The sequence below is a fragment of the Pseudochrobactrum lubricantis genome, assembly GCF_041929865.1.
Lineage (GTDB): Bacteria > Pseudomonadota > Alphaproteobacteria > Rhizobiales > Rhizobiaceae > Pseudochrobactrum > Pseudochrobactrum saccharolyticum.
Genome location: NZ_JBHEEE010000005.1, coordinates 347741 through 362798, shown reverse-complemented (window position 1 = coordinate 362798; position 15058 = coordinate 347741). Strand labels below are relative to the sequence as shown.

Genomic DNA, 15058 nt, shown 5'->3' with positions numbered 1-15058 from the left:
TTTGAACAGGGCATGAGCTGCAAAATCTGTCGCATCTCTAATTTGCCCAAGTGTCGCATCTCTATATAGCTGTTATAGCTTTAAAATACATAAGATACATTATGGAACTAATTAACTTTAGAAAGAAGACTCACGAATGCCTGTTTCCGAGTTCTTTAACGGTCAAACATATACCCAACAGACCGCTATCACCGGAACCAAGCATCATAAAATGTTCAAATAGTTTTAAAAAAATCACAAGAAACCGTCACTGAACTGTTATCTGCCGCTGTTAGGTGCCTGCTCGAATAACCCGATGAGATGAAATTCATCTTGAACAGGAGAGCGCCTGATGGCCTTTGACAATAAGACATCCACCCGCACTGCATTCCCGCTCAGCCGCCGCACATTTCTGCGTGGTACAGCCGCCACTGCCCTGAGCATGCCGTTTGTTATGCGTGCCGGTGACGCTCTGTCCTCCTCCGGTAACCTGCGTATTGCTGCCTGGGCCGGTTATGTCTCGCCGGAAATGCTTGCTGCTTTTGAAAAAGCCACAGGCATCAAAGCCACTTACACCGCTTACGGCACCAATGATGAAATCCTCAACCTGATGAAAGTCAATCAGGGTCAGGGTTTTGACGTCATCTGGCCGGCGCTTGACCGCGTACCAAATTATGTTGAAGCCTCGCTCATCGCACCGATTGATGAGAGCAAAGTGGAATGGGATCGTTGCATCGACAGCGCTTTGAAGAGCTCTGAAAAACTCGGCGCGGTTGTTGATGGCAAGCGCTATCAGGTACCGACAGATTGGGGCACGGAAGCAATTGCTTTCAACACGGAAAAATCGCCGCTTGTTTATGGTGAAGCATCTTATAGCGACCTATGGAAGCCGGAAATGGCCGGTAAAGCCACTGTTCGCGGCCATTCCGCACTCGTTGGTCTCGGCCTGTGGCTGGAAGCCGAAGGCAAACTGCCACGCCCGCTGCTGGAAAGCTTTGCCAGCGAAGAAGCGATGCGCGCCAATTATGATGTGATCCTTAAAGAAGCGATTGCCCGTAAAGGTAATATTGCTCAGTTCTGGGCGAACCAGAATGAAGCACAGGGCGCTTTCCTCACCAATGGTTGCATCATCGGTCAGACATGGGATTCAACTGCGGCCGGTTTGAAAGAACAGGGACAGCCGGTCAGCTATATCTCGCCGAAAGAAGGCGCACTGGCATGGATGGAAGGTGTTTCGCTGCCGGTTGGCGCCGAGAATATCGATCAGGCCTATGCCTTTATGAACTGGATGCTCACACCGGAAGCCGGTGCGATGTATGCAAGCCATGCCAAGGTCAACACCACTGCCAAGGGTGCAGAAGCACTGCTGCCGGAAGCTGACAAAGCATTCTTTGCCGCTGCCTATCCTAAAGATGCACTGGACAAGCTGTGGTGGTGGCCAATTCAGAAAAGCTGGTTTGTCGAACTGCGCTCTGAATATCAGGATCAGTTCCTCGGCGCATAAACCGGATAGCAGATACGGTTTTGCCTGTATCTGTGAAAACCTCCCCGCCTTTCTGCCAAACGCCGGTTTGCACTTAAAACTGCAAACCGGCGTCATTTAAAAATGAGAATTCCCTATGACAAACGCAGTCAGCCTTCAGAATGTCGAGATGCGATTTGGCGCCACAACAGCCGTAAAATCAATGTCTCTGGATGTTCGCTCCGGTGAGTTTTTTTCCATTCTGGGGCCTTCCGGCTGCGGAAAAACGACCCTGCTGCGAATGGTTTCGGGCTTTTTACAGCCGAGTTCCGGCAAAATCCTGATTAACGGACAGGATATGACCCATGTTCCGGCCAATCGCCGCCCGACAGCAATGATTTTTCAGTCTTTGGCGCTGTTTCCGCTGATGCCGGTCTGGGAAAATATCGCCTTTGGTCTTGAAGTGCGCGGCGTCAGCAAAGCACAGCGCCGCCGTGAAGCAGACCGGCTGCTGGAACTTATTGCCCTGCCCGGCTACGGCGATCGCATGCCCCATGAATTATCGGGCGGACAGCGCCAGCGTGTCGCCATTGCTCGTGCCTTAGCCATTGAACCGCAGGTTTTGCTGCTGGATGAACCATTGTCCGCGCTTGATCTGAAGCTGCGCCAGCATATGCGTGCCGAGCTTCGTGAATTGCAAAAACGCACCGGTGTGACTTTCATTTATATCACCCATGACCAGTCTGAAGCCCTTGCCATGTCCGACCGCATTGCGGTGATGAATGCCGGCCGGTTGCAGCAGGTCGGCGCACCGATCGATCTTTACACCAAGCCTGCCACTTCATTTGTCGCTGAATTTGTGGGCGAGAATAATATTGTCTCCGGTACTGTGGTTGATACTTTTGACGATTTTGTTGTGCTGGAAGGTATCCATGGCCGTTTTATCGGCCGTCGCGGCGCCGTCTTGCAGCGCAACCAGAAGGCGCGCCTTTATGTACGCCCTGAAGCGCTGACTTTGGACGCCGCTGAAGAAGATAACAAGCTCACCGTTGTCTCAAAGCGCTTTGATTTTGAAGGCTCTTTTGCCACTGCCCATACGGTTCTGCATCATGAGCAGTCCCCGTTGAATATGCAAGTCACTATACCGCATAAGAAACTGCATCAGGTGCCGGAAATCGGCAGCAGCTTTACAACCGGCTTCTCCAAACAGGATGCGGTGGTGCTGGCACATGACTGAGATCTATCAACGCTTCGGCAAAATACTCGGTACAATTTTCATCGCCATTGTCACCTTCTGGCTGCTGTGTCTGGTACTGATCCCTAATCTGACCATGCTGGATTTTGCGCTGCGCCCTAACCTGCCGCCCTCACAACTGGGCGGAGAAAAAGACGTCTATTCCGCTGATAATTTTCTCTATTTGTGGAACCACCGCAGCCACAGCGCTATCTTTCTGAAAACAATCTGGTCGAGCGCTTTTGTGACCCTGACCACTTTTGTGCTGTGCTATCCGCTGGCCTATTGGCTGGCGCAGGTTGCCAGCATGCGCAAAACCGCCTTTGTGCTCGTTATTCTCATGATCCCTTATATGATGAATGAAGTGCTGCGCGGGCTGGCATGGTTTATCATTCTGGCTTTTGAAGGCCCGCTGAACGCGATCCTGCTGAACCTCGGCCTGCTGGATGAGCCGGTGCGTTGGTATGGTGACGGCGGTGTGCTGGCCGGTATGGCCTATGCCTATCTGCTGTTCATGCTGTTCCCGATGTATAATCTTATCAGCACACTTGACCATGCTCAGATTGATGCCGCGCATGATATGGGGGCAAGTGCCTGGCGCATCCATCGCCGCATTGTCCTGCCCCATGCCAAGGTTGGTATTGCAACAGGTTGTGTCTTCACCTTCATGCTCTCCGCAGGCAGCTATATGGCTCCTGCCCTTCTCGGAGCACCCGGCAGCCGTTGGTTTACCCAGCTGATCTATGACTGGTTCTTTGAAAGTGGCAATTGGAACCGCGGTGCAGCTTATGCAGTCACTTTGTTGGTTCTATGTATGTTTGTGGTGCTGGGCACGCTGCGCCTGTTCCGCGTTAATCTTGCGAGTGCCGTCAAATGAGTAATGTTCAGTCTATTTCGGGTCAGGCCGCAAGTTACAATCAGCGCTTTTATCAGCCGACATGGCTGCAACGCCTGAGTGACAGGCTGCCGCGCATTGGTTTTGCGCTCTATATGCTGTTGTTTTTTACTTATCTGATGTTGCCGCTTGGTATCCTTGCGGCGGCGACATTTAACAGCAGCAGCTTTCCCACGATTACGCCATGGCTTGGCACCACCCTGCAATGGGTTGATGCCATGTTCAAAGATACGCAAATGTGGACTGCATTGGGCAAATCCCTGCTGATTGCGGCAGGTGTGATTGCGATTTCCCTGCCGGTAGGTACTGCGGCCGCTCTTATTCTGACCAGCCTGCACGGGCGTTCGCGTAATTTTCTCTATGCTTTGATGGTCTCGCCCCTGCTCACACCCGGTGTCGTGATTGGTATTGCCACATTGCTGTTCTGGCGCAAAACAGGGATCAGCGGCGGTCTTTTTCTGACCATTCTGGCACAATCCAGTTTCATTATTTCGTTTGTGATGCTGATGATTGCCGCACGTTTGCAGCGTTTCGACCGCACAATGGAAGATGCCGCGCTCAGTCTTGGTGCTTCCCGTGCCTATGTGTTCCGCCGCATTCTGCTGCCCTATCTGCGTCCGTCATTGCTGGCAGCGTCATGTATCGCGTTTCTGCAATCCTTTGAGAATTACAATACAACCCTGTTCGTGCGCGGCACGGAAACGCCCCTCACCATCTTTATTGCAGCCAAAGTCCGTGCAGGTCTTACACCTGCTGTAAATGCTCTGGGATTAACGATGATGATACTGACGATTGCTGGTGCAATCGGCTGGGAGATCGCCCGTCGCAGAAAACGCTCATAGGCTGTTGATATGGGGCGTGGTTCAAAAAATATGCTGCGCCCCCTGCTGTTCCCTTCCATAACCTGCTGAGTGTTTTCCGTCTCTGAACAGAAACCAAACAAGGTTGCAGAAAAACCGGGACTATCCATAAAACCTGTGATGCGATAGAAACGCGGAAGAGCGCGGTTTTCAAAACAGACAGGGATCAGTTATGAACAATAAAAGCTATTTTACCGGCGGAGTGTTCAATGTATTCTGATATTGAGATTGCCCGCGCAGCCCAAAAGCGCCCGATCATTGAAATTGCCGCGAAACTGAATCTCGGGTCTGATGATCTGCTGCCTTATGGCCATGATAAAGCAAAACTGACCCATAATGTGGTGAACAGGCTTAAATCCGGCCGCAAGGGCAAGCTTATTCTGGTCACTTCGATCAATCCGACACCAGCCGGAGAAGGCAAAACCACAACCTCTGTAGGGCTGGGCGATGCACTGAACAAAATCGGCAAGAAAGCGGTCATTTGTCTGCGTGAGCCAAGCCTCGGACCAAATTTTGGCATGAAAGGCGGCGCGGCAGGGGGCGGAAAATCACAAGTCATTCCGATGGAAGATATTAATCTTCATTTTACCGGCGATTTTCACGCAATCAGCAGTGCTAATAATCTGCTCGCCGCAATGATCGACAACCATATCCATTGGGGCAACAGCTTAAGATTTGATACACGTCGTATCAGCTGGCGGCGCGTGGTTGATATGAATGACCGCGCATTGCGGGATATAACCATTGCACTCGGCGGCCCTTCCAACGGTTATCCGCGCGAAACCGGATTTGATATTTCCGTTGCTTCCGAGGTTATGGCGATCCTCTGCCTTGCGGAAGATCTGACCGATCTGAAAGCACGTCTGGCGCGGATCATTGTCGGTTATAATCTTGATAAACAACCGATTACAGCCGCAGATTTGAAGGCCGACGGTGCCATGACGGCGCTGCTGAAAGATGCATTGCAACCAAATTTGGTGCAGACAATTGAAAACAATCCCGTGCTTATTCACGGCGGGCCATTTGCCAATATTGCGCATGGTTGCAACAGTGTTATCGCGACAAAAACAGCACTGGCACTTGGTGATTATGTGGTGACCGAAGCTGGTTTTGGTGCTGATCTTGGCGCTGAAAAGTTTTTCAATATCAAATGCCGCAAAGCCGGACTGAGCCCTGATGCCGTTGTTGTTGTCGCAACGATCCGTGCATTGAAAATGAATGGCGGCGTGCCAAAAAGCGAGCTTGGCACCGGCAATGCAGAAGCATTGAAAAAAGGCTCCAGCAATCTCATCCGGCATATCCGTAATGTTCAGAAATTTGGCCTGCCGGTTGTGGTTGCAATCAATCATTTTGCTTCCGACACGCATGAAGAAATCGCTGTACTTAATGATGTTTGCAACGAGGCCGGTGTTAAAGCTATTCTCTGCCGGCATTGGTCAGAAGGCGGTGCGGGTGCAGAAGACCTCGCCTATGAAGTTGCAAAACTTGCCGATAATAATGATGCCGAGTTGCAGCTGCTTTATGAGGACAGCCTTCCTCTGTGGGAGAAAATCCAGACAGTAGCGCGCGAAATCTATGGTGCAGAACAGGCCAGAGCAGAACCGGCAGTTCTGAAACAGCTGGAACAATGGGAGCGCGACGGGTTTGGGCATTTGCCTGTCTGCATGGCGAAAACGCAGTATAGTTTTTCCGTTGATCCGACTGCTTTAGGCGCACCTTCAGGCCATATCGTTCCTGTCCGTGAAGTCAAACTCTCTGCCGGAGCCGGTTTTATTGTCGCTATTTGCGGGAATATTATGACCATGCCTGGCCTGCCGAGAACACCGGCTGCAGAACATATCGGGCTTAATCACAATAATGAAATTCAGGGATTATTCTAAATCTCTGTCTGCATAAAATTCAACGCCTGCCGGTGGAAACACACCGGCAGGCGTTGAAAACTATAAGTCAGATATCACACATTACGGTATCCGATAACAAACCTATTTATTACATAATTTTTTATCCAAGCAGTTTCCCTGATAAAACCCTATGCGCCGGTCAGGCCATTCTGCTCTTCGATATTTTGTTTATGTCAGCTCAATTTCTTCAAAAATCCGGAGCCCTTGCCCAATCGGACAGGGGACAATTTGACCTTCGTTAAAACCGGAAAAAGAGCAGACACAATACACACAGACAGCTTGTATCCCGCATAAAACTTACGCAATCGCAGCACATTTCAAAGCCGGAAGTCTGCACTCAGCATCACGTTCAAAATTATATTCAACTGTATTTAAGAGAGATATGAGGATGTCTGAGAACTACAATATATCTCTCAAATTTATAGAAACCTGTGATAAATACAGTGAAAACCTGTTCTATTCTGACAGGTCGGCAGATTTAACCTATGGCGAAATGCGCACCATGGTCATCAATCTGGCTGGTTTTATTTCTCAGAGAAACAATCTCAAAAAAGTTGGCATCCTCGGCACAAAAAGTCCGGAAGCCTATGCAGGTATTCTTGCAGCCGGTTATGCAGGCGCTACTTATGTGCCGCTTAATCTGAAATGGACAGAGCACAGAATAATGCAATTGCTCGAAGCATTGCAGCTTGATGCGCTCATTGTGGACAAGCAAGGGCTTGCCCTGCTCACTCCGGCGGTTTTAAACGCCGCTCCGGATATGATTATTGTATCAAGTGATGAAGATATTATTCCTGCCCGCCCCGCACAAAACATCACTGCATTCTCCGGTCTTAAAGCGGCTCAACTTCCGGAGCCTGCCTTCGTCAGCAAACAAGAACTGGCCTATATTATATTCACTTCCGGCACGACGGGACTGCCGAAAGGCGTTATGATCTCAGCCGGAGCGCTTGAGAGCTATATTGAGCAGGCCAGACTCTGGACACAGCTGAACCCTCAGGACAGGCTTGCCGAAACATGCGATGTGACTTTTGATTTAAGCGTCCATAATCTCTTTTTATGTGTTGATGCGGGTGCGTCTCTGCATATTCTTTCATCACTGGAGATGCTGGCACCAAGCCGCTTTATCCGTGAGCGTTCTATTACAGTCTGGATGTCTGTCCCCACTCTGGCAGCGATGATGCGCAAAAGCGGGGCTCTCAAACCGGATAGTTTGCCGACACTCCGCTCATCAATTTTCTGCGGGGAACCTCTGCCGATCGCAACTGTTGAGGCATGGTCAAAAGCAGCGCCTGACAGCACGATTGATAATATTTACGGTCCGACCGAAGGAACAGTCATCTGCCTGCGTTATCGGGTGCAGTCTGATCCGGTCATAACCCCCGGCCGTGATATTATTGCGATCGGCACACCTTATCCGTCCATGCAAATTGCGGTTCTTGACGCTCAGCAGCGCCCTCTTCCAAACGGGCAGATTGGTGAAATTGCGCTCTGTGGCCCCCAGCTCGCTGAAGGCTATTTCACTTATGCCAATACCAGTCAAACAGATCGTTTCCGCGAGATTGAAGGGCAGCGTTGGTATCTGACCGGAGATTTGGGGATGCGTGATGACAACGGTATTTATCACCATCTTGGCCGCACGGATAACCAGATCAAACTCAAGGGTAACCGCATTGAGCTGGAAGAAGTTGAAGCACATCTCAGACATGCGGCACAAAGCGAAATGGTTGCAGTTATCGCCTGGCCGGTTATCGAGAATTCCGTTCAGGGATTGGTTGCGTTCTGCACCAGCCCGCTAAAAGAAAACGAGATAAAATCTGCGCTGCTGAAAAATCTGCCCCGCTATATGGTGCCGGAAAATATTCACATACGGGATGCGCTCCCCGTGAATATCAACGGCAAAGTTGACCGCAAACAACTCCTTGAACAAATGTAATCTTTTCCTGCAATTCAATACGGAAATTAAAATGTCTTCCTTGGATATTCAAAATATTAAAGAGCATATTACCGGCATTCTTTCGGGCTATAATATTCATCAGATTGCAGAAGATCAGCCGCTATTTTCTTCCGGATTGCTGGATTCTCTTGCTGCGGTTCAGATCCTGACGCAGTTAGAAACCGATTTTGATATTGATCTCGCCGATGAAGACTTTGATATCAATCATATAGACAGTCTTCAGTCGCTTGAGAGCTATTTAATGACACGGAAAAGCTGAACGCTTTCGTTCATTTAACATACCCGTTTCCCCTGCTTTTTAAGATTGAACGATGAAGCTGCGCCCTTTAACCATTGACCAGCTGGATTACGCCTCAGAACTGCTGAATGAAGGTTTTCATAAGCGCACGGCTGCGACCTGGAAGGCAAATCTGCTTGATATATTTAATCATGCAGAAAAGCTTGGCCACACGACAATCGGCTATATCGCTTTTAACAAAAACGGCGACATTGGCATCTGCCTGACAATTCCGTTGGTTCGCTCGGTCTATGAGCAAAAGCCTGTCGCAGCGGCCAATCTGGCGGCATTCTACCTCAAGCCTGACTATCAATGGATGGCAGCCCTATTTCTGCGACGTATCATATCGGTCGCTGATATTGATTATGTTGATATTACAGCGATTGCCACGATGCGAAAAATCAATACGCATCTGGGCTTTTCAACATCTGCCATTGCTACACTCGTCGTGCCGTTGACGATTGCAGCTTTTCGTTCTTCTAACGGAGCATCAATACAGGCTTATGACCCGCTGGCGTCAGAAGATTTTTCTGAAGACACAGCACAAATACTCAGCGATCACATCAGTCTGGGTTGTCTGGTTCTCATGGTCGAAGTGAATGGTGAACGTCATCCTGTTATTTTGAAACCTAAGAAAAGGGGCAGCCTTCGCAGTGCCAGAGTTATTCTGGTGAAAGACCGGTCTTTGATTTACGATAGTCTTGGTACACTTGCCCGATATCTGATGTTGCGCGGCTATTTTTTCCTTGAGATGGATGTAATCAAAAAGCCTGATCTGTGGGGGTGTTCGTTGCGCAAGAGATCTGCGCCTGTTCAGTCAACACTGCCAAGACTGAATAGTGCAATCGATCATACCTATACTGAACTCGTGTTCATTTTGTAATTGAAAGCGGCACGGACACGGTAAGAAACACAGCGTCACCTTCGACCCTGTTTTCCGCTGCAAATTCATGAAAATATTTAATGCGCGTGGAAACGGGAAGTTTATTCACCTCGAAATTCCAGCCAATTGTTGCGCCGATAGAGGCCACGCGGCCTTTAAACGGACGTGTTGCCCCCTCACCGCTGTCGCCCGAAAGCTGCTGATAGTAATAGCCGATCAGTCCTATATCGAGTTTTTCATTAATATGCTGCACTGCAGCCCATTCAAAATGAAATTCATTGCCGGTTTTGTAATTGGTTACCGGATTTTCGGCATTGAATGTGACCCCGACAGCAGCAGAAAGATCAAGCCCGATATTCGGATCGAGCCATGTCGTTGCGGCAAAAACATCTGCTCCCCAATGATGAAAGGCGATATTCGATATCTCGCCCTCCTGATAATTTCCAATAGGGACATTCACCATTGTTCCCAGCTGATAATGGAAATTGCCCTTCTGCCAGCCGAGAAAACCGCTGACCACCGGATCGCCGATCGTAAAAATATCATCCTTTACATTGCCGGAAACATCACCGAAACGCGACGCGCTTAATACCAAGTCGGCTTTTGTTCTTTTCCATCCGAACGGAATTGTTGCACCGATGCCTAAATGTCCGCCAGCTATTTCTTCCGGCAAAACCCATATGACGGACGACAGATTTATCAGCGCAGCGCCATTGACACCGGCTGCCAGTTTGCCACCGGTTGGCAACTGCTTGCTGCCACCGATTTTTCCTGAATAATAATAAATGTCGTTTTGGAAGAAAACACCGGGAGGGGGAGTAATAGCAGCACCGGCGCCCTTGGAGCCTAAGAGATAAAAGCCCACCCCTCCTTCTGCCGCGGATACGGCTGAAGACATAGCAGCGAGAAAAGCAACAGATAAAGATAACCGGCTGGCTGATCGGACTTTCATTGCACGCCTCCCCTTGCACAATTTGATCCGAAACTTTGATGGAGCGGCCGGAATATTCAAGAACGTTACGGTAAATCGGGGTAAACGAACGCAATGTCCGGCAGTCTTTTAGTGCCGTAAATCGTGAATTTCAGAGAGGTTGTCAGGGTAATCTATGCCGTCAGCACGGACATTTCTGCTGCGCCAGATTTGCTGCCATTGTTTCAAAAACTTCAGGGGTAACCCGCACCTGTTTTTGTAATTCTGTTTTTGCTGACGGCGGCATGGTTCTTGTCAAAGTTGCCAAATGAAAGCCGACAATCCTGTTTGCATGTACAGGCAATCCGTCCGCACGTAATTTGGCTTCCTGCCGGTTGCCACGGCGAAGAGCATCGAGCAAAAGCACAAGTTGTCCTGTGACAGGTAAGGTTTTAAACCGGCGTTCATCATCCGCCAAAAGCCGGTGAGCCTGCCCCCAGTTTCCATTGGTGAAATAAGCCAGTGCAACAGCCGATTTCAGCTCCCTGTTATTCGGATTGAGCGCAATTCCCCGCTCGCCTTTTCGCAATGCCAGATCAATATGACCTGCAATCAAATGCGTTTGCATCAGCGAGAATAAGACCCTGTCCGATGCAGGAGCGAGTATAGCGGCTTTATGTGCCAGCCTCAGACTGCGTTCGCTTTTCTCAAGATCCGGAATATCTCCTGTATTGCTAATCAGCACACGCGCCAGTGCAGCCATTGCATCACTGTCTGTCGGACGGATCTTAAGTGTGCGCTCCAGACAGTGTTCATCTTCGCTGAGAGGTAATCCATTCGCCAGATTAATTTCAGCTTTGACGACGCAGCTATTCCCAAAAACGGCAAGATTATTTTCATTCACAAGTCTGGTATTGATGATGCCATTGCTGGCTGCAATCTTATAAGAAAGCTCCGATGCGAGATATTGCTCAATCTGATTATGTGTCAAATCCGCTGCTGAGACTTGCTCGACACCGGAGCCAATAATCTCATTTTTTGAACTGTCTTTAATCCGCCATGACAAATAATGCGTGTCACCTTCAGTCCGGTATTTCATACGGATGAGAAATGCCGGAATGCTTTCATTTGGATTATGCGCAACACCATTATTTATTTTAAGTATGAGCGTGTTGAAATTGTTAACCGCGTTAACAATGGTGTCTCTCACAGTTTCTGATTCATGATTGCTGACTGAGTCATCATTCTTAAAGTCAATAACAACAACCGGTTTTTCTGTGTCGATACCACCGTGAGAAAATAAAGAAATAGAAAATATTGATACTAATGGAATTATTATTGAGACTATAAATATAAACCATTTCTTATGCGCAGAATATCCGCTTTCTGTTTCACCCGGATAAAACCCATTATCACCGCCAGACCTTGTTACAGCTCTGTTCCTGCACCGGTTGAAAGTTAAAATATAGTGACCTTTCGGTAGTCCGATCTCAATCCGCTTCTCGCGGCCGAAAGCCTGATAATATTGCACAAGTGCAGACCGAAGCCGGCTAAGCTCAATGCGTACAATCGGGTCTGTTGAAGGGTCAAAACTTGTTGGGCGTCCCAGCACATCAATTGCAATGGAATAGCCTTTGATCGCTTCTGGTTTTCCGGAAAAATGATGCTCAGCAATATAGCGCAAAATGGCCTTTCCGCGCTCAGTAATGTGAAATCGCTCATCAGAAAGCAATTCCTCAAGAACGGATCGCGCTTCAAGGACAGGAATATCAGTCAGGTCCAATGCATATCTATTCTGGGTCATTATCCGTACACGGGTTAGGACATGTTATTGCATATGAACGGGCTATAAATTCACATAGTCTCTATTGTTCGTCAATCGGTGCATCCTTTATTTTAGGATTTATTAATATAAAGAATTTTGATGCTTTGAGTGCTTTCATCAAGCTGCTCAAAATACAGTGTTTTCCCGCCAAAACCCCATAGCTATTTCGGAAACAGAAAAGTGATATTGGCGCGGTAACCCCAGCCCTCAGGGCCATTATCAGGCGATGCCGCCCAATATCTGGCTCCGGCCTGAAAACTCACCGGTTGAGTGCCGAATTTTACAACTTTGGAAACAGAGAAATTAATGGGCACACTCCATTGATCACTGTTCCAGTCATAGGTGCTTTCGGTGTTCAATGCGAAAGTCCACGCATCATCAGTCGTATATGAAACAAAGGGCTGAAACATCGACGAGCTGATATCTGAACGGTCACGATCGCCTGCAAAAGACCAGATATGATTTGCCAGTGCCCCGACAGTCCATGAGCCTTCCTGTTTCAATGCTACAGCTGTCGGACCTGCCCCCCATTTTTCACTGCCCAAAAGCTCATGCGTGCCGGTCGGCAAGAGAAAAACCGGCCCCATGCCCCAGATAAGTCCTCCGGGACCAGGCTTTTTGGGGGAGAAAAAGAAACTTTGCACCGTGTCACCAAGACCGAACTGACTGCCGGATTTACCGGCAATATCTGATTGCCAGATAACGGGCACGATAGTGCGGGAAACAAGGGTCCAGTCTTCATTGAGGGAAAAAGGTATGACGGGTTGAATATTGAGCGTCGTTCTGTGCCCATCCTCGGGGCCGTAACCGCGGTCATAATTCACCTGAAACGGCACGCTGATTAACGAAGACACCGGATTGGATAATTGCTTGGCCAGATCCGTGTCTTGCGCAAGTGCCGGCAGTGAGATGCAGCAAGCCAGAGCTGTAATTGTCAAATACTGGTATCGGCATTCAATCATGATCGTTCCACTTCTGTTGAGTAGCGTCAATTCTGTCTGCATCAGACGGAGTTAGCTCAATTGATTTTCACAGCGATCATCAAATGTGCCCTTACCCGCCACACAAGAATGAATGACGGGTTCGGGGAATGGGTAATTCTAAGGATTGTTGGCCTGCATAAGTTGCTGAATCATGGCGTCAATATTGGCTTCCATACTTGGCTGACGCGGCGGATATTTTTTGAATGAGACGAAGAATTCCTGAACTTTTGCAATGGCAGGCGCAATCGTCCACGACCGGTTTTCCTGCCACTCATCAAAGCCGCGCGCCTGCTGGAAACGCTCAAACGGATCGAGCCTCAGATTGGTTATCACCGGGGAGGTCAGATTGTCCTGAACGCCGTTGAACCATCTGTCCTGCTTCGTGAACAGGAATTTCCAGTCACCATGGCGCATGCCGTGGAATTTTGTTTCAGTGAAATAGAAGAATTCCTTCCGCTGACTTTCTCCCTCACCTTTAATCATTGCAGACTGATCATAACCATCGAGATGAACTTTATAGGTCTTGCCGCCAATCTTTTTACCGTCGAGCAGTTCCTTTTTAAGGTTTGGCTGTCCGAGTTGTGACATGATCGTCGGGATCCAGTCTTCCATCGTCATGAACTCGCCGGTTGTTTTTCCGGCGGGAATAACACCCGGCCATTTGACAGCAACCGGCACCCTGAAACCGCCTTCATAACCGCCCAGACCCTTCTGCCCTCTGAAAGGTGTGTTGCCGCCATCCGGCCAGCTGTTGGAAGCTGCACCATTATCGGTTGAGAACATAATCAGGGTATTATCGGCAACGCCCAGCTCGTCGAGCAATTTCATCAGTTCGCCGACATCATCGTCCATTTCCATTATGCCGTCGGCATAGAGACCGTAACCGCTTTTCCCTTCATATTCCGGCGAGAGATTGGTGCGGTAATGCATACGGGTAGTATTATGCCAGACGAAAAACGGCTTCTTCGCCTCCACCGCATCACTGATAAAACGCTTGGACTCTTTCAGCACATCGGCATCAAGTGTGCGTTGACGCTCGCGTCCAAAAGGGCCTTTGTCTTCAATCTTCTGCGTTCCGTCCGCATTTGCCCATGAATGAATAATACCACGCTGCGCAAATTGCTTGGCGACTTCCGGAACCTTTGGGAAGTCATATTCCTCTTGATATTCACCGGCATTGAGGTGGTAGAGGATGCCATAAAATTCATCAAAACCATGCGCCGTTGGCAGATGGTCGTCACGGTCACCGAGATGGTTTTTACCAAACTGACCGGTAGCGTAACCAAGCGGTTTCAGCATTTCAGCGAGAGTGGGATCCTCTTTGCTGATACCCTGAGGCGTACCCGGCAATCCGACAGTTGCCAGCCCTACCCGTAGCGGATATTGCCCGGTGATAAATGCCGCACGGCCTGCAGTACAGGAGGCCTGAGCATAATGATCCATGAACAGCATGCCTTCATCGGCAATCCGGTCGATATTCGGCGTAGAGCCACCCATCATGCCTCTGTGATATGCGCTGAGATTCCAGATCCCGACATCATCGCCCCAGATGATGAGAATATTGGGCCTTGCCTGTTTTTCCTGTGCCTTTGCCTCTGAGACAAGGCTTAAAGACCGTGGCACAGCAAATTGTGCAGCTCCGGCCAGAGCAGATGTTGCGAGTAATGCACTGAATGACAAAAAGGTACGACGCTGCATGCTTATTCCCTCCTTGACTTGTGTTCGTGATGCAATTTCGTCGGGGCAGCAGGCGTTCACCATTTTACTCAACCGTTCAAAGCTTCCCCGTGCTTTCGCGATTGGCATCGGCCTTGACTGATGGTGTGCCCCATAAAATATTTTCGTAAATTACAAATTTGGCTGTCAATCCAGAAGTACGTAACAGTAAATCC

Annotated in this window: 12 protein-coding genes; 8 read left to right on the top strand and 4 right to left on the bottom strand. The window is 49.1% G+C overall.

Translation table 11 applies throughout. The annotated features are described in order from the left end of the window. Positions 1-331: 331 nt before the first annotated feature. The 8 genes from JNC80_RS12915 to JNC80_RS12880 all read left to right on the top strand — a co-directional run bounded on the left by JNC80_RS12915 (position 332) and on the right by JNC80_RS12880 (position 9448). Positions 332-1483 (top strand): extracellular solute-binding protein, encoded by a 1152-nt coding sequence (locus JNC80_RS12915; RefSeq protein WP_376710590.1) that lies wholly within the window; start codon positions 332-334, stop codon positions 1481-1483. 115 nt (positions 1484-1598) lie between these two features. After that, entirely contained in the window at positions 1599-2678 is a 1080-nt protein-coding gene (locus JNC80_RS12910; RefSeq protein ID WP_376710589.1) for an ABC transporter ATP-binding protein, read from the top strand. After that, a complete protein-coding gene (locus JNC80_RS12905) occupies positions 2671-3552 on the top strand; it encodes an ABC transporter permease (protein ID WP_376710588.1) in 882 nt (293 codons plus the stop codon). Before JNC80_RS12910 ends, JNC80_RS12905 begins: the two co-directional genes overlap by 8 nt. Beyond that, on the top strand, positions 3549-4412 hold the full coding sequence (locus tag JNC80_RS12900) for an ABC transporter permease (RefSeq protein WP_376710587.1): 864 nt from the start codon (positions 3549-3551) through the stop codon (positions 4410-4412). Before JNC80_RS12905 ends, JNC80_RS12900 begins: the two co-directional genes overlap by 4 nt. A 227-nt stretch (positions 4413-4639) precedes the next feature. Then, entirely contained in the window at positions 4640-6310 is a 1671-nt protein-coding gene (locus JNC80_RS12895; protein WP_376710586.1) for a formate--tetrahydrofolate ligase, read from the top strand. 409 nt (positions 6311-6719) lie between these two features. Further along, positions 6720-8267 (top strand): AMP-binding protein, encoded by a 1548-nt coding sequence (locus tag JNC80_RS12890; protein ID WP_376710585.1) that lies wholly within the window; start codon positions 6720-6722, stop codon positions 8265-8267. A gap of 31 nt (positions 8268-8298) precedes the next feature. Further along, positions 8299-8547 (top strand): acyl carrier protein, encoded by a 249-nt coding sequence (locus JNC80_RS12885; RefSeq protein ID WP_075656652.1) that lies wholly within the window; start codon positions 8299-8301, stop codon positions 8545-8547. A 52-nt stretch (positions 8548-8599) separates the two neighbouring features. Continuing rightward, complete coding sequence (locus tag JNC80_RS12880; RefSeq protein ID WP_376710584.1) at positions 8600-9448, top strand: hypothetical protein; 849 nt, start codon at positions 8600-8602, stop codon at positions 9446-9448. Here JNC80_RS12880 and JNC80_RS12875 read toward each other — a convergent pair. The 4 genes from JNC80_RS12875 to JNC80_RS12860 all read right to left on the bottom strand — a co-directional run bounded on the left by JNC80_RS12875 (position 9438) and on the right by JNC80_RS12860 (position 14864). Next, the gene (locus JNC80_RS12875; protein WP_376710583.1) at positions 9438-10400 is read right to left on the bottom strand and encodes a SphA family protein; all 963 of its coding nucleotides are present in this window, start codon (positions 10398-10400) and stop codon (positions 9438-9440) included. The two genes, JNC80_RS12880 and JNC80_RS12875, sit on opposite strands and share 11 nt — an antisense overlap. Before the next feature lie 160 nt (positions 10401-10560). Further along, on the bottom strand, positions 10561-12090 hold the full coding sequence (locus JNC80_RS12870; RefSeq protein ID WP_376710582.1) for a tetratricopeptide repeat protein: 1530 nt from the start codon (positions 12088-12090) through the stop codon (positions 10561-10563). A 254-nt stretch (positions 12091-12344) separates the two neighbouring features. After that, positions 12345-13145, bottom strand: a complete 801-nt coding sequence (locus JNC80_RS12865) for a transporter family protein (RefSeq protein ID WP_376710581.1) — start codon at positions 13143-13145, stop codon at positions 12345-12347. A gap of 138 nt (positions 13146-13283) precedes the next feature. Further along, on the bottom strand, positions 13284-14864 hold the full coding sequence (locus JNC80_RS12860) for an arylsulfatase (RefSeq protein ID WP_083647120.1): 1581 nt from the start codon (positions 14862-14864) through the stop codon (positions 13284-13286). Positions 14865-15058 lie beyond the last annotated feature (194 nt).